Source organism: Kribbella sp. NPDC004875 (assembly GCF_042873375.1).
Taxonomy (GTDB): domain Bacteria; phylum Actinomycetota; class Actinomycetes; order Propionibacteriales; family Kribbellaceae; genus Kribbella.
Genome location: NZ_JBIALI010000003.1, coordinates 482,215 through 501,869, shown reverse-complemented (window position 1 = coordinate 501,869; position 19,655 = coordinate 482,215). Strand labels below are relative to the sequence as shown.

20 protein-coding genes are annotated in these 19,655 nt (G+C 68.6%); 13 read left to right on the top strand and 7 right to left on the bottom strand.

Annotated elements, in window-relative coordinates; all coding sequences use genetic code 11:
- Positions 1-23: 23 nt before the first annotated feature.
- Positions 24-2,021: an ATP-dependent DNA helicase gene (locus ACFYRH_RS19535; protein WP_387776662.1), complete on the top strand. Its 1,998-nt coding sequence runs from the start codon at positions 24-26 to the stop codon at positions 2,019-2,021.
- Entirely contained in the window at positions 2,018-2,995 is a 978-nt protein-coding gene (gene ligD, locus ACFYRH_RS19530) for a non-homologous end-joining DNA ligase (RefSeq protein ID WP_387776659.1), read from the top strand. The genes ACFYRH_RS19535 and ligD overlap by 4 nt, the downstream gene beginning before the upstream one ends.
- Before the next feature lie 173 nt (positions 2,996-3,168).
- Here the strand turns inward: ligD and ACFYRH_RS19525 are convergent, their stop codons facing one another.
- The gene (locus ACFYRH_RS19525; RefSeq protein WP_387776656.1) at positions 3,169-3,678 is read right to left on the bottom strand and encodes a glutathione peroxidase; all 510 of its coding nucleotides are present in this window, start codon (positions 3,676-3,678) and stop codon (positions 3,169-3,171) included.
- A gap of 48 nt (positions 3,679-3,726) precedes the next feature.
- Positions 3,727-4,545 (bottom strand): transcriptional repressor LexA, encoded by an 819-nt coding sequence (lexA, locus tag ACFYRH_RS19520; RefSeq protein ID WP_387776653.1) that lies wholly within the window; start codon positions 4,543-4,545, stop codon positions 3,727-3,729.
- A 369-nt stretch (positions 4,546-4,914) separates the two neighbouring features.
- Between lexA and ACFYRH_RS19515 the strand changes: the two genes are divergently transcribed.
- Positions 4,915-5,502, top strand: coding sequence for a LysM peptidoglycan-binding domain-containing protein (locus ACFYRH_RS19515; RefSeq protein WP_387776650.1), 588 nt, complete (start codon positions 4,915-4,917; stop codon positions 5,500-5,502).
- Here the strand turns inward: ACFYRH_RS19515 and ACFYRH_RS19510 are convergent.
- Complete coding sequence (locus ACFYRH_RS19510; protein WP_387776647.1) at positions 5,499-6,065, bottom strand: GNAT family N-acetyltransferase; 567 nt, start codon at positions 6,063-6,065, stop codon at positions 5,499-5,501. The genes ACFYRH_RS19515 and ACFYRH_RS19510 overlap by 4 nt on opposite strands.
- 75 nt (positions 6,066-6,140) lie before the next feature.
- Here ACFYRH_RS19510 and ACFYRH_RS19505 point away from each other — a divergent pair, with 75 nt between their 5' ends.
- A complete protein-coding gene (locus ACFYRH_RS19505) occupies positions 6,141-6,731 on the top strand; it encodes a TetR/AcrR family transcriptional regulator (RefSeq protein ID WP_387776644.1) in 591 nt (196 codons plus the stop codon).
- On the opposite strand, the gene ACFYRH_RS19500 is transcribed toward ACFYRH_RS19505, so the two are convergent.
- Complete coding sequence (locus tag ACFYRH_RS19500; RefSeq protein WP_387776641.1) at positions 6,724-7,674, bottom strand: nucleoside hydrolase; 951 nt, start codon at positions 7,672-7,674, stop codon at positions 6,724-6,726. The genes ACFYRH_RS19505 and ACFYRH_RS19500 overlap by 8 nt on opposite strands.
- Positions 7,675-7,761: 87 nt before the next feature.
- Between ACFYRH_RS19500 and ACFYRH_RS19495 the strand changes: the two genes are divergently transcribed.
- From ACFYRH_RS19495 to ACFYRH_RS19485, 3 genes are all read left to right on the top strand, one after another.
- Entirely contained in the window at positions 7,762-9,357 is a 1,596-nt protein-coding gene (locus ACFYRH_RS19495) for a glycoside hydrolase (RefSeq protein WP_387776638.1), read from the top strand.
- A gap of 279 nt (positions 9,358-9,636) precedes the next feature.
- Complete coding sequence (gene nrdR, locus ACFYRH_RS19490) at positions 9,637-10,131, top strand: transcriptional regulator NrdR (RefSeq protein ID WP_387776635.1); 495 nt, start codon at positions 9,637-9,639, stop codon at positions 10,129-10,131.
- 118 nt (positions 10,132-10,249) lie between these two features.
- A complete protein-coding gene (locus tag ACFYRH_RS19485; RefSeq protein WP_387776632.1) occupies positions 10,250-13,162 on the top strand; it encodes a vitamin B12-dependent ribonucleotide reductase in 2,913 nt (970 codons plus the stop codon).
- Between the two features lie 110 nt (positions 13,163-13,272).
- Here ACFYRH_RS19485 and ACFYRH_RS19480 read toward each other — a convergent pair whose 3' ends face one another.
- A complete protein-coding gene (locus ACFYRH_RS19480; RefSeq protein ID WP_387776629.1) occupies positions 13,273-14,097 on the bottom strand; it encodes an aldo/keto reductase in 825 nt (274 codons plus the stop codon).
- A 199-nt stretch (positions 14,098-14,296) separates the two neighbouring features.
- Here ACFYRH_RS19480 and ACFYRH_RS19475 point away from each other — a divergent pair, with 199 nt between their 5' ends.
- Positions 14,297-14,926 carry a hypothetical protein gene (locus ACFYRH_RS19475; RefSeq protein ID WP_387776626.1) on the top strand — a complete coding sequence of 210 codons (630 nt, stop codon included), beginning with the start codon at positions 14,297-14,299 and terminating at the stop codon, positions 14,924-14,926.
- A gap of 213 nt (positions 14,927-15,139) precedes the next feature.
- Positions 15,140-16,189 carry a hypothetical protein gene (locus tag ACFYRH_RS19470; protein ID WP_387776624.1) on the top strand — a complete coding sequence of 350 codons (1,050 nt, stop codon included), beginning with the start codon at positions 15,140-15,142 and terminating at the stop codon, positions 16,187-16,189.
- Between the two features lie 165 nt (positions 16,190-16,354).
- Here ACFYRH_RS19470 and ACFYRH_RS19465 read toward each other — a convergent pair whose 3' ends face one another.
- A complete protein-coding gene (locus ACFYRH_RS19465) occupies positions 16,355-16,648 on the bottom strand; it encodes a hypothetical protein (RefSeq protein ID WP_387776621.1) in 294 nt (97 codons plus the stop codon).
- A gap of 136 nt (positions 16,649-16,784) precedes the next feature.
- Here ACFYRH_RS19465 and ACFYRH_RS19460 point away from each other — a divergent pair, with 136 nt between their 5' ends.
- The 3 genes from ACFYRH_RS19460 (at position 16,785) to ACFYRH_RS19450 (ending at position 17,701) form a co-directional block, all read left to right on the top strand.
- On the top strand, positions 16,785-17,138 hold the full coding sequence (locus ACFYRH_RS19460; protein ID WP_387776618.1) for a helix-turn-helix domain-containing protein: 354 nt from the start codon (positions 16,785-16,787) through the stop codon (positions 17,136-17,138).
- A 62-nt stretch (positions 17,139-17,200) separates the two neighbouring features.
- A complete protein-coding gene (locus ACFYRH_RS19455; protein ID WP_387776615.1) occupies positions 17,201-17,404 on the top strand; it encodes a KTSC domain-containing protein in 204 nt (67 codons plus the stop codon).
- Between the two features lie 69 nt (positions 17,405-17,473).
- Positions 17,474-17,701 carry a hypothetical protein gene (locus tag ACFYRH_RS19450; protein ID WP_387776612.1) on the top strand — a complete coding sequence of 76 codons (228 nt, stop codon included), beginning with the start codon at positions 17,474-17,476 and terminating at the stop codon, positions 17,699-17,701.
- A 295-nt stretch (positions 17,702-17,996) separates the two neighbouring features.
- Here the strand turns inward: ACFYRH_RS19450 and ACFYRH_RS19445 are convergent, their stop codons facing one another.
- Positions 17,997-18,590: a TetR/AcrR family transcriptional regulator gene (locus ACFYRH_RS19445; protein ID WP_387776609.1), complete on the bottom strand. Its 594-nt coding sequence runs from the start codon at positions 18,588-18,590 to the stop codon at positions 17,997-17,999.
- Between the two features lie 102 nt (positions 18,591-18,692).
- Between ACFYRH_RS19445 and ACFYRH_RS19440 the strand changes: the two genes are divergently transcribed.
- On the top strand, positions 18,693-19,433 hold the full coding sequence (locus ACFYRH_RS19440) for a nitroreductase (RefSeq protein ID WP_387776606.1): 741 nt from the start codon (positions 18,693-18,695) through the stop codon (positions 19,431-19,433).
- Positions 19,434-19,655 lie beyond the last annotated feature (222 nt).

Sequence of the window (19,655 nt, the reverse complement as noted above, 5' to 3'; positions counted from 1 at the left end):
CTGTCCGCCGAGCGGGCTAGGGTGTGGCGGTGGGTGTTGATGTGCGGGAACTGCTCGAAGCTGCCGTGTCCGGGATCGGTGGTCAGACACGGCCAGGACAGGTGGAGATGGCGCAAGCCGTGGACACCGCGATGCACGACGGGTCGCATCTCCTCGTCCAGGCCGGCACCGGCACCGGGAAGTCGCTCGGGTACCTCGTGCCCGCCCTCCTGCACGCGATCGAGGACCGGCGGGTGGTGGTGTCGACCGCGACCCTCGCGCTGCAGTCGCAGCTGGTCGATCGGGACGTTCCGGCGCTCCTCGCCGCGACCGAGAAGCTGCTGCCCCGCAGACCGAAGTACGCGATCCAGAAGGGCCGCAACAACTATGCCTGCCTGCATCGGATCCGCGAAGGGGCGCCGGACGAGGACGGCATGCTGATCGACGTGCCGCCGGCCGGTGAGGTCGGCCGTCAGGTCGTCGAGCTGCGGGAGTGGGCCGAACAGCAGCTGGCCGACGGCGCGGCCGGCGACCGGGACCACGCGCCCTCCCACCAGTACCAGGCCTGGCAGCAGGTCGCGATCGCGGCCCGCGAGTGCCTCGGCGCGCAGAAATGCCCGTACGGCGAGGAGTGCTTCGCCGAGAAGGCCAAGGAGCATGCCCGCAAGGCCGACATCGTCATCACGAACCACGCGCTGCTCTCGATCGACGCCTTCGAGAACCGGACCGTCCTGCCCGAGCACGACGTCGTCATCGTGGACGAGGCGCACGAGTTGCCTGCCCGGGTCACCGGTGCGGCCGGCGACGAGCTGTCGCCGCAGATGGTCGAGCGTGCCGCCAAGCGGGCCCGCCGGTTCGTCGACGACGACAAGGCCGACGACCTGATCGACGCCTCCGACGCCCTCCGCGCCGCCCTGGACGGCACCCGCGAGGGCCGGATCGAGCCGTCCAACACGCCCGTCCTGGAGGCGGCCGCCCTGGTCCGCGACGCGGCCCGCGGGCTGTACTCCGACCTGAACAAGAAGTCCGACGACAAGGACGACGACCCGGACGGCGCCAAACGGCAGTCGAAGGGCGCGGTCAAGGAGATCTTCGACGTCGCCGAACGTGTCGCCGCGCTGAACGACCTGGACGTCGTCTGGATGATCGACCGCGACCGTTTCGGTCGCGAGCTCCGGATCGCACCGCTGACCGTGGCCGGCCTGCTCCGCGAGCTCGTCCTCCGGGACCGTACGGCGGTGCTCACGTCGGCGACGCTGACACTCGGCGGCGACTTCGACGCGATCGCCCGTCAGGTCGGCCTGCGACCGGCCGACAAGCTCGAGGACGCCGACGAGATGCCGGAGCTCGAGGACGACTCCGAGACCGGCCCGCTGCCGTGGCGCGGCCTCGACGTCGGCTCCCCGTTCGAGTACGAGAAGCAGGCGATCCTGTACGTCGCCAAGCACCTCCCGCCGCCGCACCGGGACGGTCTCGGCAAGAAGCAGTTCGAGGAGATCGTCGACCTGATCACCGCGGCGGGCGGCCGGACGCTCGGCCTGTTCTCGTCCCGCCGCGCGGCCGAGGCGGCGACCGCCGCGGTGCGTGAGGCGACCGACCTCAAGGTGCTGTGCCAGGGCGACGCGCAGCTCGGCGAGCTGGCCCGCGAGTTCGTGGAGGACCCGGAGACCTCCCTGTTCGGGACGCTGTCGCTGTGGCAGGGGATCGACGTGCCCGGGTCGACCTGCAACCTGGTGATCATCGACCGGATTCCGTTCCCGCGGCCGGACGAGCCGTTGATGGCGGCGCGGCAGCGCGCCGTCGACGAAGCGGGTGGGAACGGGTTCATGGCCGTCGCGGCCACCCACGCCGGGCTGCTGCTCGCGCAGGGCACCGGCCGGCTGATCCGCCGCAGCTCGGACCGCGGCGTGGTCGCGATCCTCGACCCCCGCATCGTCACCCAGCGGTACGGCGGGTTCCTGCGGGCCTCGTTACCGCCGATGTGGCCGACCGCCGACCGGGAGAAGGTGCTCGGCGCGCTGAAGCGGTTGCAGTCGTCATGAGTCCCGTGACCGGTCCGCCGGTGCTGCCGATGATGGCGGCGCTCGGCGAGCTGCCGTCAGGCGCGGGCTGGTCGTACGAGATGAAGTGGGACGGCATCCGGGTGATCGCCGAGGTGGACGACGGCGTCTGCCGCCTGTGGTCGCGCAACAGCCACGACGTGTCCGGTGGCTACCCGGAGCTGGTCGGGCTGGCCGAGGCGCCGGGGCTGCGGCTGCCCGCTGTACTCGACGGGGAGATCGTCACGCTGGACGAGCACGGCGCCCCGTCGTTCGGGCTGCTGCAGCGACGGATGCATGTCCGCGACCCCCGGCAGCTCCGGCACCTGATCACCGAGGTGCCGGTCTCGGTGCGGTTGTTCGACCTGCTCCGCTTCGACGGCCAGTGGTTGCTGGACGCAACGTACGACGACCGTCGCGGGCTGCTCGATTCGCTCGAGATCGGTGACCCGTTCTGGGAGATCCCGCCCGCGTTGCAGGACGGTCCGGCAGCGTTGCGGCAGTCCGCCGCCCAGGGGCTCGAAGGTGTGGTCGCGAAACGGCGCAAATCGCGGTACCTGCCGGGCCGCCGGAGCGCCGACTGGATCAAGATCAAGCCGGTGAAGACGCGGGACGTCATCCTGTGCGGCTGGCATCCGGGGGAGGGCAACCGGGAAGGGAAGATCGGCTCGTTCTACTGCGGGGCCTACGCGCCCGGCGGCGAGCTCGTCCTGATCGGGAAGGTCGGTTCGGGCCTCGACTTCGCGACCCTCGACCTGTTGAGCGCCGAGCTGACCGGGCTGGAGATCGATCGGCCGGCCTTCGACCCGGCCGGCATCCCGATGACCGACCGGCGGCGGGCGCACTGGCTCGACCCGGTGCTGGTCGCCGAGATCACGTACTCCGGGTGGGGCGGCGACGGCCGGCTCCGGCACCCGGTGTGGCGTGGTCTGCGTCTCGACATCAACCCGGAAGCGGTCCTGGTCGACACCGAATAGCGACATGCGGGTCCGCGGGGGAATTGTCCGGAATGCGGTGCGAATTAGCGTGGCACTGCGACGGATGATGTCCAGTTGTCGCAGAAAACAACGCATTTTCGCCAACGCCGACAGCGAATCGTGGTGCTTTCACGGAACGCCTGGTTGCGCACGGCCCCGAACCGCGCGCTGGGTCAGTCGTTCGTTTCCCGCGACGGTGCCGGCACCGCCAGTGCGGCCTCGATCTTGTCGGCCAGCTTGTCGGGCGAGTGGGTGGGCGCGTAGCGCGAGATCACCCCGCCGTCGCGGCCGACCAGGAACTTGGTGAAGTTCCACTTGATCCGGCCGCCGAGCAGGCCGCCCTGCTCGCGTTTCAGCCAGTTGTACAACGGAATCGTCCGGGATCCGTTGACGTCGATCTTGGCGAACATCGGGAACGTGACGTGATAGATCGTCGAGCAGAAGTTCGCGATCTCGTTCTCGTCACCAGGCTCCTGGTGGCCGAACTGGTCGCAGGGGAAGCCAAGCACCGAGAAGCCCTGCCGGCGGTAGGTCCGGTAGAGCTTCTGAAGTCCGGTGTACTGCGGTGTCTGGGCACACTGCGACGCCGTGTTCACCACCAGGAGCACCTGGTCGCGGAAATCGGCAAGAGACTGTTCATTGCCTTCGATCCGCCGCGCGCTGAAGTCATAGACAGTCGTCATGTCTCAATGCTGACATGTCCTGCCGGACTTCGCTCGCTGTCTGACATATCAGACACGGCGCAGAACTGTTACGACCTTTCCGAGAATGATGGCGTCCTTGCCGTCGATCGGCTCGAAGGCGGGGTTGTGGGGTAGCAGCAGGATCTCGGTCTTGGTCTTCTTGAACGTCTTCACGGTCGCCTCGCCGTCGATCATCGCGGCCACGATGTCGCCGTTCTCCGCGGTCGGCTGCTGCCGGACGACGACCCAGTCGCCGTCGCAGATCGCGGCCTCGATCATCGACTCACCCTTGACCCGGAGCATGAACAGCGTGCCCTCGCCGACCATTGCCTTGGGCAACGGGAAGACCTCTTCGATCTCCTGCTCGGCGAGGATCGGACCACCGGCGGCGATCCGGCCGACGACCGGCACGTACGCCGCGTCCGGGTGCGCGTCACCGGCATCGGTCTCGTCGTACGCCGTCTGCCGGACGGAGCCGAGCGCGGAACGGCGGGCCGCGGCGTCGACCTCGCCGGGGTAACGGACCTCGATCGCCCGCGGGCGGTTCGGGTCGCGGCGGAGCAGGCCCTTCTGCTCGAGGACCCGAAGCTGGTGCGACACCGAGGAAGAGCTGGTCAGGCCGACTCGCTCGCCGATCTCCCGCATCGACGGCGGGTAGCCACGGCTGTCGACCGAATCGCGGATCACGTCCAGCACGCGGCGCTGGCGCGGCGTCAGACCGGTCGCGTCGGCCGGGCCGTCGGGCAGCTCGGAGACGGTGCGGTCCTTGGCGGCAGCCTTGTCTGCGCCCTTCTCGGGCGCCTTGTCCGCGGCCTTCTGCACGCCTGTGCGCTCGTCCTTGCTGGAACCGCTCGGCGTCCTGGCCATCGCTGGTTGCTCCTCGGGTCGGGCCGGCGATCGCACCACCGGCCGAAGCTTGCTCGACTGAGATGACCGTAGACCGAATTCTGAGATTCTTCAAACATCTGTTCGAAGGCGTGTCGGTTCGCACGTCTGTTCGTGTGTCGGGTTATAAGGCGCGCGCGGGGTGCTGTCGCGGCAGGGAATTTCCCGGGCGTGTCGTGGTTGGAAGTGGTTGCGCGAACGGTGGCCGTCGGTTAATCATTCGTACAGACGTTCGATCGAACAGGTGTTCGGTCCGGTCGAGCGAGTCGCCGCTCCGGAAACTGTCGGCGGCGACCGATAGACAGGAACCGACACCGCAGGACGCATACCGACCGAGGTCTGGAGGATCCGATGAGCACAGCAGCTCTGGCGGCCGACGCACTGGCATCCCGCCGCGCACCCGAGGCTGTGCCGCCACGCACGCCGTCCAACCGATCGACCCGGCACCTCACGGCCGTTCCGGCGGCCCGAGCGGCCGCACCGACGGACCGAGCGGCTTCGCCGGCCGTGAAGCCGGCGCCCGCTGTTGCGCCGCGCCGCCGGCCCCGCGTCGACGGCACGACCACCGATCCGCTGTCGGTTCGCGGATGCTCCGGGGAGGTCGTCGGTCGCCACACGCAGGCGCGTCCCGAGCCGGCGCCGCTTCGCCTGACCCGCCGCGGCCGTCTGCTGGTCACCGCGCTGTCGGTCCTGGTCTTCGGTTCCGCGATCGTCGTTCTCGGCCTCCGCGTGGCCGGCGTCCTCGAGCCCGGTCCGCACTTCACCCACACCGTGCCGGTCCAGGTGGCTCCTGGTCAGACCCTGTGGTCGATCGCGCAGTCCACCAACCCCGGTCAGGACCCGGGCACGGTCGTGGAGAAGATCGCCGACCTCAACAAGCTGTCCAGCCCGGCCTCGATCACGCCCGGCCAGACCCTGCAGGTCCCCGTCGCCGGCTAGTCAGCGGCGCGCCACTCGTCCTCGAGCAGCGCGTAGACGAACTCGTTACCCCACTCACCCTTGAACCGCAGGGCGTGCAGATGGTGCGCCTCGCGCCGCATCCCCAGCCGTTCGAGTAACCGGGCAGACGCGGTGTTCCGGTCGTCAAGGACCGCGACGATCCGATGCAGCCCCAGTTCGTCGAACCCGACCCGCAGCATCTCCCGGGCCGCCTCCGCCGCCAGCCCCTTGCCCTGGTAGTCGGTGTGCAGGGCGAACCCGATCTCACCCTGGCGGTCCGCCTCGCCGGCCCACTTCAGCAGCACCTCGCCGATCACGGTCCCGGTCTCGCGGAGTTCGATCGCAAGCACCAGCCACTGACCCGCCTCGGTCAGCTCTCCTTGCGGCAGCTTGCGCTCCAGCGCGATCCGGGTCTGCTCGCGATCCCGCACCGGCCACGGCGTGTACCGCACCACCTCAGGTCGCGAATGGAACGCAAACAGGTCGTCCAGGTCGTCCCGGCGATGCGGTCGCAGCTCCAACCGCTCGGTCCGCAACGGGTACGCGGGTCGGAATCCGGTCACGAGCACCATCCTCGGCTAGTCTGTCTAATCACGTTAGACAGTAATCCTGACCAGCCCGACGGACAACGAGATTTCATGACCGAACGCGATCCCTCGTCGCATGCCGCGGCCGGTGTCACCGTCGCCGCGATCGCCGACGCTGCCCTCGCCGTGATCCGTGCGGACGGCGTCGGTGGCCTCACCATGCGCGCGGTGGCCGAGCGCCTGCGGGTCCGCGCCCCGTCGCTCTACCACCACGTCCACAACAAGTCAGAGCTCCTCGATCTCGTCGCCCGCAACGCGTTCGACCAGTTCACCGCCGACAACGCGGCGTACCGGGAGTCGCGCACCGTCGACGAGTGGATCGACCTGACGCGATCCGGGTCGCTCGAGCTGCGGGCGTTCTACGCCGGCCACCCGGGTCTCGCCGGCCTGATCCAGTCCAAGGCCACGCCGGACCGCGACCGTGGCGACGGGTCCCGCGCCGAACTGGTCCGTGCCCAGATCGAGGCCCTCGCGCGCCTCGGCGTACCGGAACCGGAGGCGCGGCATCTCTTCGAGGTCACCGCGCGCTGGACTCTGGCGGCCGTCGTCGCCGACTCCGCCGACGGCCCAGACCTGTTCGCGGATGGCCTGGATCTCTTCCTGTACGGCGTTCGCGCCCGCCTGCTCGAGCTACTTACCTGACGGTCGCCAGCCACAGCTCGGCGTACCGCTTGCCGTCGACCGCTGTCGCGACGCGGACCGTCGTCGGCGCCTGCCCGTGCGGATCACTGGTCAGATCAGCGGACCAGTCGCGCGTGTCGACGATCGTCCGCCCGCGGGACCAGCCGCCGGACAGCTCGACGCGCAGCGGGTACGGCTGCGTCGTCAGCCCGGACGGATCGATCACCGCGCACACCGCTCCGCCGTCGCCGATCGTCGCGCCGTCCGCCTGGTACCGCTCGCTGCGCTTCTCGATCAGCTTCCGCGCCAGGTCGGCCGACTGCGAACCCTCCAGCCCGCGAGCCTGCTCGAGCGAAATCACGACGTCGTAGAACACATCCAGCCCGTACATCGTCAGAGGTACGCCGAGTTCGCCGGCCGCCGCCAGCACGATCGCTGCCGCCTCGGGGTCCGTCCAGATGTTGAACTCCGCCGACGCGGTCGCGTTCCCGATCCCGGCCGCGCCGCCCATGAAGACGATCTCTCGCAACCCGGCCGCGGCGTCCGGGTATGTCCGCAGCAGCAACGCGATGTTCGTCATCGGCGCCAACGGGATCAGTGTGATCGGCTCACCGCTCGCTGCGGCTTCCAGCAGTACGTCGCGCAGCAGCTCGACCGCATGCCGCGGGTCGGTGGGTCGCGTCGACCGCGGCCAGTCGAGATCCCCGAGCCCGTCCTCGCCGTGCACATGCCGCGCCTCGCGCACCGGCTGGATCAGCGGTACGGCGGAGCCGCGCGCGACCGGTACGTCGGGCCGGCCGGCTGCGTCGAGCACAGTCAGCGTGTTGCGCACCACCGCGTCGAGCCCGACGTTCCCGCCGACGCACGTGACCGCTTTCAGGTCGAGCTCGGGGTGCCGAGCGGCCAGCAGTAGCGCACAGGCGTCGTCCAGCCCCGTGTCGACGTCGAGAATCACCGGCTTCATGGGCGCCATCCTCACATCCGCGCGGGCCGCGCCTCCCCGGTAGGCTGAGCGGTGGCTGTTTATCGATACAGCGATCGAGAGGCCAAGATGACCCAGAACGCGCGCGTCACCGTCCATGCCGCCCACGACCTCGGTGTTATGAACCGCCTGTGGGCCAGCCTCGGGTACGACGAGATCAACTGGACCTACACGCCACAGGGTCGCCGCACGCTCGAGACGATCGGTGCGTTCGCGGAGACGCCGTACCACGTCCGGCCGCACAACATCTTCACCAGCGGCACCGGTCTCGGCCTGCCGCACTGGGGGAGTGGCAACGTCTATCACGAGCACCCGGACGGGACGACGTACTACGACTTCACGATCGCGGACCTGACGTACGACGCGATCGTGAACGCCGGCCACCATCCGTTGGTCGAGCTGGGGTTCACCCCACTGGCGCTCGTTCCGGACCACGCCAAGACCGACTACCCGTTCGAAGGCAGCCCGAGTCTGTACAGCGAGTACGAAGCGGGCTGGTGGTCTTATCCACCGAAGGACTTCCACAAGTTCGCCGGACTGGTCGCGTCCCTGGTCGAACACGCCCTGGAGCGCTATGGCGAGGACGAGGTCCAGCACTGGCTCTGGGAGCTGTGGAACGAGCCGGACATCAGCTACTGGCGCGGGACTCCGGAGCAGTACCACGACCTGTACGAGCTGACCGTGAACGCGATCCGTGACGTCTACCCGGACGCGAAGGTGGGCGGCCCAGCGGTGACCGGCGGTGGCGACGACTTTCTGCGCGGGTTCCTGCAGGCCTGCGCGGACCGCGACCTCCCCGTCGACTTCGTGTCGTTCCACACCAAGGGCGCGCACTTCACCCCGTGGCGAACCTACGGTCCGATCGGCGCGCCGGCGCCCGTACCGCAGTCCCCGTCGACGGCGAAGATGCTCCGCGAGATCGACACCGCGCTGACGGTGATCGACGAGTTCCCGCGGTACGCCGGGAAGCCCGTGATCGTGGACGAGTGCGACGCGTCCGTCCCGGCGCACTGGGGGATCTACGACAACGCGAACTTCGCCTACCGCAACACCGAGTACTACCCGGTCTTCCAGGCGCAGCTGATGAAGAAGATCCTCGAGCTCAACGAGCGGCACACCGCGCAGGTGGCCGAGGCGACCACCTGGAGCTTCTCGATGGAGGGCGAGCGGTACTTCGAGGGCACCCGGAGCTTCGTCACCGCGTCCGGTATCGAGAAGCCGCTGATGAACGCGTACCGCGCCTTCGCCCAGCTCGGCGACCGCCGGCTCGCCACGGCCGGTGCCGGCCTGCCCGAGGGGATCGACGCGCTCGCGAGCCGCGACGCCTCGAAGATCGCGGTCCTGGTGTGGCGCCACACCGACGACCAGTACGCCGCCGACACCGCCACGGTCCGCGTCGAACTGCAGCTCGAGGGACTCGAGGCCGGCCGGTGGACCGTCGAGCAGTTCCGGATCGACCGTGACCACAGCAACAGTCACACCGTCTGGCAGGGGCTCGGCGCGCCGCAGGACCCGACGCCCGAGCAGCTCGTGGCGATCACCGCCCGTCAGGGCCTGGAACGGCTCTGCGACGACACGCCGATCGCCGTCGATTCGGGCTACTGTCTGCCCCTCGACCTGCCGCTCCCGTCGCTGAGTCTGGTCGTCCTCACGAAGCTCGGCTGACCCCTCGCGGAGGCCGTAGTTTGCGCCTCGAAAGGGTCATTCCGAGGGCGCCACGCGGGAGTACACAGGCCCGCGCGGATGTTGAACCTCAGACACGCGCGGGAGATCCAGGCGTTCTTGCAACTGTCGGATCAGAGTTCTAGGATCCCTAGATGTAGTGGTTACACGGGTGTAATTTTCCACAGGTAGTGGTTAGTTGCACACAGGTCATACACAGGTTGTCCCCAGGCTGATCCACAAGCCGCCCGCTCGGGCGGCCAACGGGAGGAGTGATTTGTCGTGCACTGTCCGTATTGCAGGCACGCCGACTCCCGGGTGGTGGACAGCCGGGTGGCCGAGGACGGCGGAGCGATCCGGCGCCGGCGGCAGTGCCCGGTCTGCGAGAAGCGATTCACCACCGTCGAGCAGATGCAGCTCACGGTCGTGAAGCGCTCCGGCGCGACCGAGCCGTTCAGCCGCGAGAAGGTCATCAACGGGGTCGGGAAGGCGTGCAAGGGCCGGCCGGTGAACGCGGACCAGCTCGCACGTCTGGGGCAGAAGGTCGAGGACGCGCTGAAGGGCAGCGGATCGCCGGAGATTCCCGCGCACGAGGTCGGTCTCGCGATCCTCGGGCCGCTGCGGGAACTGGACGAGGTCGCCTACCTGCGGTTCGCGAGTGTCTACCGGCAGTTCGAGTCCGCCGACGATTTCGAGACGGAGATCGCGCTGCTGCGGGCCGAGAAGGAGCCGCGCGGCACGGAGCCCGGCCGGCTGAAGCCGACCCAGCAGACATAAACCGGGGGAACGGTAGTTCCAGTAGTACCAGCGGTGCCAGAGGTACGGCGTTACGCAGTACACCAACGGGGCGGTCCCGACAGACCGCGGTAGTGCAGACACAGGGCGAGGAGCAACCATGACAGAAACGGTGACCGGCCACTCGGGGTCGACCAAGCGGTCGGCGGCCGGGTTCCGCGGGCGGAAGAACGCGCCCACGGGACTCACCATCGAGCGCGTTTTCAGCACCGAAGGCGCTCACCCGTACGACGAGGTGACGTGGGAGCGTCGCGACGTCGTACAGCAGAACTGGAAGACGGGTGAGACGGTCTTCGAGCAGCGCGGGGTGGAGTTCCCCGACTTCTGGAGCGTGAACGCCTCGACCATCGTCACCACGAAGTACTTCCGCGGCGCGGTCGGTCACGACAACCGGGAGTGGAGCCTGCGCCAGCTGCTCGACCGGGTCGTGAAGACCTACCGCAAGGCCGGCGAGGAGCACGGGTACTTCGCGACGCCCGCCGACGCCGAGGTGTTCGAGCACGAGCTCACCTGGATGCTGCTGCACCAGTACTTCAGCTTCAACTCGCCGGTCTGGTTCAACGTCGGGACGTCCTCGCCGCAGCAGGTGTCGGCCTGCTTCATCCTCGCCGTCGACGACTCGATGGACTCGATCCTGAACTGGTACAAGGAAGAGGGCCTGATCTTCAAGGGCGGCTCCGGTGCCGGCCTGAACCTGTCCCGGATCCGCTCCTCGAAGGAGCTGCTGCAGTCCAGCGGCGGCACCGCCTCCGGCCCGGTCTCGTTCATGCGCGGCGCGGACGCGTCCGCCGGCACCATCAAGTCCGGCGGCGCCACCCGGCGCGCGGCGAAGATGGTCGTGCTGGACGTCGACCACCCCGACATCGAGGAGTTCGTCGACACCAAGATGCGCGAGGAGGAGAAGATCCGCGTCCTGCGTGACGCGGGCTTCGACATGGACCTCGGCGGTCGCGACATCACCTCCGTGCAGTACCAGAACGCGAACAACTCGGTCCGGGTCTCCGACGAGTTCATGCGCGCGGTCGAGGAGAAGGGCGAGTTCGGGCTGCGGGCGCGGCTCGACAACTCGATCATCGAGACCGTCGACGCGCGGCAGCTGTTCGACAAGATCTCCCAGGCGGCGTGGGCGTGCGCCGACCCGGGCCTGCAGTACGACGACACGATCAACGACTGGCACACCACGCCGGAGACCGGCCGGATCACCGCGTCGAACCCGTGCTCGGAGTACATGCACCTGGACAACTCGTCCTGCAACCTGGCGTCGCTGAACCTGATGAAGTTCCTCCGCGACGACGACCTGTTCGACTCGGAGAAGTTCGTCAAGGCCGTCGAGCTGATCATCACCGCGATGGACATCTCGATCTGCTTCGCCGACTTCCCGACCGAGGCGATCGGCGACACCACCCGCGCGTACCGGCAGCTGGGCATCGGCTACGCGAACCTCGGTGCGCTGCTGATGGCCACCGGTCACGCCTACGACTCCGACGGTGGTCGCGCACTGGCGGGCGCTATCACCTCGCTGATGACGGGTACGTCGTACAAGCGCTCCGCCGAGCTGGCCGGCATCGTGGGCCCGTACGACGGCTTCGAGCGGAACAAGGACGCGCACGCCCGGGTGATGCGCAAGCACGCGGCGGCCAACGACGCGATCCGCACCATGCACCCGATCGACCAGGACGTGCACAAGCACGCGACCGCCGCGTGGGAGGGCGTCCTGAAGACCGGCGCGAAGAACGGCTGGCGGAACGCGCAGGCCTCGGTGCTCGCGCCGACCGGCACCATCGGCTTCATGATGGATTGCGACACCACCGGGATCGAGCCAGACTTCTCGCTGGTCAAGTTCAAGAAGCTGGTCGGCGGCGGCTCGATGCAGATCGTCAACCAGACCGTCCCGCGGGCGCTGCGCCAGTACAACTACACCGAGGAGACGATCGAGGCGATCGTCGAGTACATCGCGGAGAACGGGCACGTCGTCGACGCGCCGGGCCTGAAGCCGGAGCACTACGAGATCTTCGACACCGCGATGGGTGAGCGGGCCATCAAGCCGATGGGCCACGTGCGGATGATGGCGGCGGCGCAGCCGTTCCTGTCCGGCGCGATCTCGAAGACGGTGAACCTGCCGGAGACCGCGACGGTCGAGGAGATCGCCGACGTCTACTTCCAGGGCTGGAAGCTCGGCCTGAAGGCGCTCGCGGTCTACCGCGACAACTGCAAGGTCGGTCAGCCGCTGGCGGACGCGAAGGCGAAGAAGGCCACCGAGGCCGCCGAGGCCGAGACCGAGGCGGTCGCCGAGAAGATCATCGAGAAGGTCATCGAGTACCGGCCGACCCGCAAGCGTCTGCCGAAGTCGCGCCCGTCGCGGACCACCTCGTTCACCGTCGGCGGCGCCGAGGGGTACATGACCGCCGGTTCGTACCCGGACGACGGTCTGGGCGAGGTCTTCCTGAAGATGGGCAAGCAGGGTTCGACGCTCGCCGGTGTGATGGATGCCTTCTCGATCGCGATCTCGATCGCACTGCAGCACGGCGTACCGCTGGAGACCTACGTCCAGAAGTTCACCAACCTGAAGTTCGAGCCGGCCGGTCTGACCGACGACCCGGACGTCCGGATGGCGCAGTCGATCATGGACTACATCTTCCGGCGCCTGGCCCTGGACTACCTGCCGTTCGACGACCGGGCCGCGCTGGGCATCTACTCCGCCGAGGAGCGGTCCCGGCAGCTCGACACCGGTTCCTACGAGCCGGCGCCTGTCGAGGTCTCCGAGGCCGAGTCGCTGAAGTCGATCGAGCCGGCCGCCGAGGCCACGGACACCGCGGAGGTCACCGCGAAGTCGGCCGACGCGGTCTCCGCCAAGCCGGTCAAGGGCGAGGCCCACACCACCGCCGAGATGCTGGAACTCATCACCGGCACCTCGGTCGACGCGCCGCTCTGCTTCACCTGCGGCACCAAGATGCGGCCCAGCGGCTCCTGCTACGTCTGCGAGGGCTGCGGCAGCACCTCCGGCTGCAGCTGACCTGCTGACCGGCTTGGGTACGGCGGCGTACTGCGCGCCGCCGTACCGCCCGAACTGATAGCGCCACGGCCCCCGGGAACTTCCCAATTCCCCCGGGGGCCGAGGTGCGTTCAGTGCCCGGAACGGTCCGAGTCCGCCGGCGGTTTCGCGGTGCCGTCCAGTCCGTCGAGCGCGGCGAGCTCGTCGCTGGTCAGGTCGAAGTCGAAGACCGCCAGGTTCTGCGCGAGCCGGCCAGGGTCGGCCGACTTCGGGATCGGTACGACGTCCTGCTGGGTCTCCCAGCGGAGGACGACCTGGCCGGGGGAGCGGTCGTGGGCTGCGGCGATCGCCTGGACCGTCGGGTGGCTGAGGAGCTCCGTGCCCTTGCCCAGCGGGCTCCAGGCCTCCGTGACGATGCCGTGCTGCCGGTGGAACTCCCGCTCGGCGGCCTTGGTCCACACCGGGCTGAGCTGGACCTGGTTCACCTCGGGCGCCACACCGGTCTCGTCGATCAGCCGTTGCAGGTGCGCGGGCTTGAAGTTCGACGTACCGATCGCCTTCACCAGACCGGCCTCGCGCAGGGCGATCAGGCCCTGCCACGCCTCGACGTACCGGTCCTGGGCCGGGTTCGGCCAGTGGATGAGCAGGAGGTCCAGGTACTCGACGCCGAGCTTCTCCGCGCTCGCCTCGAACGCGGTCCGCGGACCGTCGACGCTGTGCCAGCGCTTGTTGAACTTCGACGTCACGAACAGCTCGTCCCGCGGGGCGCCGCGCAACGCCCGCCCGACGCCGACCTCGTTCCGGTAGTTCTCCGCCGTGTCGATGAGGCGATAGCCGAGCTCGAGCGCCGTACGCACGGCTCGCTCGGCGTCCGCGTCGTTCATCGGTGAGGTCCCGAGCCCGACCCGCGGCATCGTGGATCCGTGACTCAACGTGACAGTTGGAACCTGGCTCATCCGTCTCCTCCTTCGTCAACCGCTGCCTGAACACGGTACGTCGGTCACCGTCCGAACTCGCCGGAACCACCCCCGATCCGGCCGTACGGCGTACGGTCCGGGCCGCCGGTCTCATCGTTGGGCTACCGGGGCGCGAACTGTCGGATCCTTGGGTCATCATGGTCCGGCGGGGCGCGAAAAGCTTTGGAGGGATGGGCGAATGCGGAATCGGCTGATCACTCTGGTGGACCTCGGCCTGGACAACTCCTTCGACGCGTCGATGACCTTCGTGCAGGGCATCACCGGCAACATCAACGCGGGCTGGGACCAGCCGGTCATCGATGTGAACTTCGTCCGGACCCGCGACCACGAGACCGCCTTCTCCGCCCTCACCACCCCGTCGACGGTGCTGCACGTGATGGCACACGGTGACCACAGCGAGGAGCCGTCGTTCCTGTCGACCGACGGCGAGACCCAGGTCTCGCTGAAGTCGCTCGCGGACTGGTTCCTCGATCACCAGTGGGGGATCGCCAGCGGCGTCGTGATCGCCGACGGCTGCAAGACCGGCATCGGCAAGTGGCAACGGGCCATCCGCGACTGCATCCAGGACGACATCACCTACATCGGCACCAGCACGGTCATCGGCTGGTACGAGGCCACCGTCTTCTGCTCCGCCTTCTACGGCGCCCTGGTCCGCAACCGCGGCCTCGGCCGCACCCCCGCCGAACAAGGCTGGGACGCCGCCAACCGAGCCATCCGAGCCTACGAAACCCTCACCGACCAACGCTGCCCCTACAAACCCGTCCTCCTCACCCCCTCCCGCCAAGCCCTCCGCTCCCTGGCGGGCTGACCGCGTGCTCGACTGCCGTTCCAGTGGCTGAGCGGCGACACGCATCTGGCGGCTACTTTGGGTGAGGCGTGTGAGACTTTTGGTGGACTCGTCGTGTGGCGCAGTCTGTGGTCTGGGTGGTCGGTGCCTCGGGTGGCGTGAGGTCGGGGAAGCCGTCGGGGGTGCATCGGCCGACCTGCTGACCTCCGCCCTACGCGGTGAAGGAACGCCACCATGAAGCTCCACCGGAACTCGCTCCTGACTGCTGCCGCGATCGTCCTGGTGCTGTACCTCGTTTCGCTGATCATCCGGCTGCCGGCGTGGGCGGCTGTGGTGCTTACCGTGGTGCTGCTGGTGTTGCTCGCGGTCGTGTGGAAACAGCCGGACGAACAGCGACCGGTGGTCGGGAAGCAGCAGGTGCCGCAGCCGTCCGTCGTGCTGCCGGATCCCGAGCCGGTCTTCTCCGGGCCGCCGTCCCGGACGGTGGCGGACGTGCGGCTGCCGTCCGCGTCGCCCGACTTCCAGTTCAGCTTCTCGGCCGTGGTGCAGTGGTCGACCGTGCTGTCAGGCTCCCGGCACGCGGACCTCGGCGCGGTGGCCGTTGACGCGTTGCTCGAGCGGGCGCGGTCGCTGACCGCGCGACAGCAGGTGACGGAGGAGTCGCTGAACCAGCATCGTCTCGCCGCGATCCTGGGCGAGCCGGCGCTGGACGAGAAAGGTCAGGTGCGGGCGTGGGCGACGGAGATCCGGCTCCGCCTGCCTGACCCGGATCAGAAACACCTTCAGCATCTGGCGGCGCTGCACCGCCGGGAACAGACCACGTTGCTCGAGCGCCGGATGGAGCAGGACAAACGCGCCTATCTGAAGGACGACGTCTTCTCCACGCCCGGCTCGGCCGCGGTCTGGTGGCTGGTCAACAACCCCGGCGAGGTCGAGACCGCGCTCGGTCTTCTCGACACCCTCGCCGAGCTCTCGGCCGCGGCGAACGACCTCCCCGTACGGCGGGTGGCCGCAGAGGAGATCGAACGCCAACGGCCGACCCGTGCCGAACTCGCCTTCAGCACGGCGATCGAGGAACTCACCGATCCCGCCGGTCCGGACGGCCCTGATGGTGCGGAGCAGAAGAGCCCGAGCGACGAGTCGCAACAGCGCCCCGTCCCACGGCACGCGGGCGGTGCGACGGGCGCCCGTCACGAGACCGGACCCAGCAGACCCGGCCCGAACGGCGCCACACCAAAGCCCGCATCGGACATCACCTACCGCGAACAGTTCTTCACCGAGTAACCCGACCTCCCCGAGCAGGCCGGGTTTGCTGGGGTGGCCGGCGGGGTGGGGTGTGGGTAGGGGTGGCCTGTGCCGGCGGGGTGGGGTGTGGGTAGGGGTGGCCTGTGCCGGCGGGGTGGGGTGTGTTCAGGGGTGGCCTGCGCCGGCGGGGTTGGTGGGCTGGGATCACTCGTCCAGCCAGCGGATGGTGGTCGCGCCGCCGTGGCCGTGGATGGCCAGCAGGGCTTCGACGCCGTCCTGCCAGACGGTGGTTGTCGGGTACTGCCCGCCCCAGCGCAGGGCGACCGTTCGGTCGCTCCACTCGACGCCCTCGGCGATCACGCCCGTCCCGCTGACTCCGGAGACGTCGACGTGGCGGTGCAGTTCGAAGCGGCGTGCCCCGGACCTGCTCGCGACCTTCAGATGACGCCGCCGCCTGATCGGCGGCAGCGTCGCGGTTGTCCCGCTGATCTCGTCCATGCGCCAAGTCAACGCGCAGCCCGCGGTCCTCACCAGGAACTCAACCGGTATCCACAGCGCACAAATTCTGCCCTCCGGCGGTCACCGAATCGCCATATTCTCATTGCAGGGAGTAATCGACGCGCAAGGGAGCGAGATGACAGTCATCGACGAATGGACCGGCCGGCACGCACACGCCTTGCGTACGGCGCTCCGCCTGACCAACGAGGCCTTCGCCGAGCGGCTCGGGATATCGCCGCGCACGCTGACGAAGTGGCGCGAAAGACCGGACGTCGTGCCGAGCCCGTACCTGCAGGAGGCACTCGACACCTACCTCAGTCAAGCGCCGCCCGACGCCCAGGTCCGCTTCAGCGCCAACCTCGGTCTCGACCAGCGCCGGGTGCCGATCGACGACACCGTGCTGACCCAGCTCAACACGGCGCTCGGCGATCTCGCCCGGGCGCTCGCGCGCCTGCAGACCGAGGATCCGGAGCGATCGCCATCGTCTTGACAGCAACGGCAGACTGGACCGCTCAGCACGAGCGCAGAACACGAGCGCAGAAGGAGCCGCGGATGAGACGACGCCCGGTGAACTCGTCGAGTATCCGATCGATCGGATGGTCCGACGGCACGCTGGAACTCGAGTATGCGAACGGCTACGTCTACCAGTACCTCGACGTCCCGCAGCCGGCGTACGCGGCGTTGTTGGCGGCGCCAAGCATCGGTGCGTACGTGAACGCGCACATCAAGCCCTACTACGAGTTCCGGGAGATCTGAGTTTCTGACCGTTTCGCCGCGGGCACTTGAGGTGCGTTGCACGGGGGTCCACCGAACCAGGAGATGGACATGCGCACCCGTAGAGCTTCCGCGACGCGTTCTCGTGCACTCACGATCGTCATCGTCGTCTGGCTTGTCATCGGTTTCGCGGCCGCGGCTCAACGGCACTACTTCGCGAGCTCCCGGACATCCTGTGCCAAGGTCGGCACGGTACTCGTCACGATCGTCGCCGGGCCGCTGAACTACATCGGAGCCAACCCGAAGATCGACTGCTCGACGCCTCAGCCGTCGCGGTAGCCGGACGCCGAAGCATTCAAGATGCCGCGCACGTGGGACAGGTCGCGCATCCGCATCTCGTCCTCCTGCAGCGGTGGCAGGTTGTTGGCGGCAAGCAAGTCGCGGATGGTGATCCCGGTCAGCGCCCAGCCCCCGGCTGGGGGTTGGGTCTGCTTTCGGTGGCAACCTGGCTGCCCGGCGCGCTGAGCTCAGTGATGGTGTCGATCAGACGGCCCTGCGCCTCCGGAGGCGGATACCCCAACAGACCTTCCGCACTCCAGGCGCTAGGCATACCGAGCAACCCCGGTGGGACCTGTCAGATCGTGGTCGGCAGCGCGTTGTCCAGGAGGGTCTCTGCCGCTGCCCGCGCGTGCCGGCCGTAGTTCGGATCGTCCAGCACCATGGCGCGGCTGGCGGCGCCGTCCGCGAGGGTCACGAGTTGCTCGGCGAGGACGGCGGGCTCGCGGCAGCCCAGTTGCGCTACCAGGTCGGTCACCAGCCGCACCATCAGCAGTTTCTGTTCGCGGGCGTAGGAGTGGACCGCGTTCTGGGGGGCGGGGAACTCCGCGGCGGCGTCGATGAACGGGCATCCGCGCACGGGATCCGTGCCGGTCGGGGGCGGGTCGAACAGTGCGAGGATTCGTTCCTTGGCGGGGATGTCCTCGCGTGTCAGCACGCCTTCCAGGGTGCGTCCCGTCGAGGAGAGGTCCTTGAGATGGGCGAGGACCAGCTCGTCCTTGGTCCGGAAGTGCGCGTAGAGGGTGCGCTTGGACACCGGCGCCCGCTCCGCGATCTGCTCCATGCCGGTCGCGTTGATCCCCTGGGCCGCGAACAGTCCGGCCGCGGCGGCCAGGATGCGCTCCCGCCCTCCGCGCCCCGGCCGTCGGGACGCCGTCGTCGTCGTGGTCATGAGGTAAGTATACGTTCCAGTTTACTTCGGAGGGGATGGCTGGCTATAGTGCCACTTCAGGTAAACGACAACGTTTACTTCAGTGATCCTGAGGAGAGTTCCATGAGTGGACCGGTCTTCACCCGGACACGCACGAGCGAGGCACCCACCGGCGGGACACAGCCGGGCGGGACGCGAACGTCGGAGTACGCCGAGCAGCTGATCCGCGGCCGCCGCGCGACCCGCGCCTTCCGTCCCGACCCGGTACCCGAGGACACTTTGCGCGAGGTCTTCTCTCTGGCCGGCGCCGCGCCGTCCAACTCCAACGCGCAGCCGTGGCGGGTCGAGGTGGTCAGTGGCGCACGGCGAGACCGTCTGGCCGACGCCCTCCGAACGGCCCACGCCGAGCAACGCATCACGGCCGACTACCCGTACTCCGAGGACATGTACGCCCCCGTCCACCAGGAACGGCGGGCCGCCTTCGGCACCGATCTGTACGGAGCGTTGGGCATCGGCCCCGACGACCACCCGGCCCGCGAGGCCTACGACGCGGAAAGTCTGGGCTTCTACGGGGCGCCCCATGCCGCGTTCCTGTTCGTCACCGGCGACGGCGGGCCGCGACTGGCCGCCGACGTCGGCGCTTACCTACAGACACTGCTGCTGGCCATGCGCGGCTACGGCGTGGCCAGTTGCCCGCAGGGCATGCTCAGCTTCTACGCCGACACCGTCCGCGATCAACTCGGAGTGGACGAGGGGAAGCTGCTGGTGGGTGTCTCCTTCGGCTACGCCGACGAGAATGCGCCGGTAAACCGGTTCACGAGCAGCCGGGCGGCCCTGGAGGCAACCACCACATTCCACACCTAGAGTCGGTCCCGAAAGTGCTGGTCACAGCCACTCGTGAGGGCTGCGACCAGCACGGTCGCCTCGTAACGGACGGCGAGTTTGTCGTATCTCCTGGCCACAGTCGTCGCGCAGATCGACAGCGGCCACCTACGATCGGCAGTGGGTACGGCGCCCAGCTCGGCCAGCGCCCGCGTCTTGAACTCGATGACCGATCGCCCGGGGCGCGGCCGCCATGGTCGCGGT

Excerpts from the sequence above, each read along its gene's own strand:
- ACFYRH_RS19475 (WP_387776626.1), top strand. The coding sequence starts at position 14,297 with ATGCGGAATCGGCTGATCACTCTGGTGGACCTCGGCCTGGACAACTCC.
- ACFYRH_RS19525 (WP_387776656.1), bottom strand. The coding sequence starts at position 3,678 with ATGACGACTGTCTATGACTTCAGCGCGCGGCGGATCGAAGGCAATGAA.
- ACFYRH_RS19495 (WP_387776638.1), top strand. The coding sequence starts at position 7,762 with ATGACCCAGAACGCGCGCGTCACCGTCCATGCCGCCCACGACCTCGGT.
- ACFYRH_RS19480 (WP_387776629.1), bottom strand. The coding sequence starts at position 14,097 with ATGAGCCAGGTTCCAACTGTCACGTTGAGTCACGGATCCACGATGCCG.
- ACFYRH_RS19485 (WP_387776632.1), top strand. The coding sequence starts at position 10,250 with ATGACAGAAACGGTGACCGGCCACTCGGGGTCGACCAAGCGGTCGGCG.
- ACFYRH_RS19455 (WP_387776615.1), top strand. The coding sequence starts at position 17,201 with ATGAGACGACGCCCGGTGAACTCGTCGAGTATCCGATCGATCGGATGG.
- ACFYRH_RS19505 (WP_387776644.1), top strand. The coding sequence starts at position 6,141 with ATGACCGAACGCGATCCCTCGTCGCATGCCGCGGCCGGTGTCACCGTC.
- ACFYRH_RS19450 (WP_387776612.1), top strand. The coding sequence starts at position 17,474 with ATGCGCACCCGTAGAGCTTCCGCGACGCGTTCTCGTGCACTCACGATC.
- ACFYRH_RS19465 (WP_387776621.1), bottom strand. The coding sequence starts at position 16,648 with ATGGACGAGATCAGCGGGACAACCGCGACGCTGCCGCCGATCAGGCGG.
- lexA (WP_387776653.1), bottom strand. The coding sequence starts at position 4,545 with ATGGCCAGGACGCCGAGCGGTTCCAGCAAGGACGAGCGCACAGGCGTG.
- ACFYRH_RS19460 (WP_387776618.1), top strand. The coding sequence starts at position 16,785 with ATGACAGTCATCGACGAATGGACCGGCCGGCACGCACACGCCTTGCGT.
- ACFYRH_RS19515 (WP_387776650.1), top strand. The coding sequence starts at position 4,915 with ATGAGCACAGCAGCTCTGGCGGCCGACGCACTGGCATCCCGCCGCGCA.
- ACFYRH_RS19500 (WP_387776641.1), bottom strand. The coding sequence starts at position 7,674 with ATGAAGCCGGTGATTCTCGACGTCGACACGGGGCTGGACGACGCCTGT.
- ligD (WP_387776659.1), top strand. The coding sequence starts at position 2,018 with ATGAGTCCCGTGACCGGTCCGCCGGTGCTGCCGATGATGGCGGCGCTC.
- ACFYRH_RS19440 (WP_387776606.1), top strand. The coding sequence starts at position 18,693 with ATGAGTGGACCGGTCTTCACCCGGACACGCACGAGCGAGGCACCCACC.
- ACFYRH_RS19445 (WP_387776609.1), bottom strand. The coding sequence starts at position 18,590 with ATGACCACGACGACGACGGCGTCCCGACGGCCGGGGCGCGGAGGGCGG.
- ACFYRH_RS19470 (WP_387776624.1), top strand. The coding sequence starts at position 15,140 with ATGAAGCTCCACCGGAACTCGCTCCTGACTGCTGCCGCGATCGTCCTG.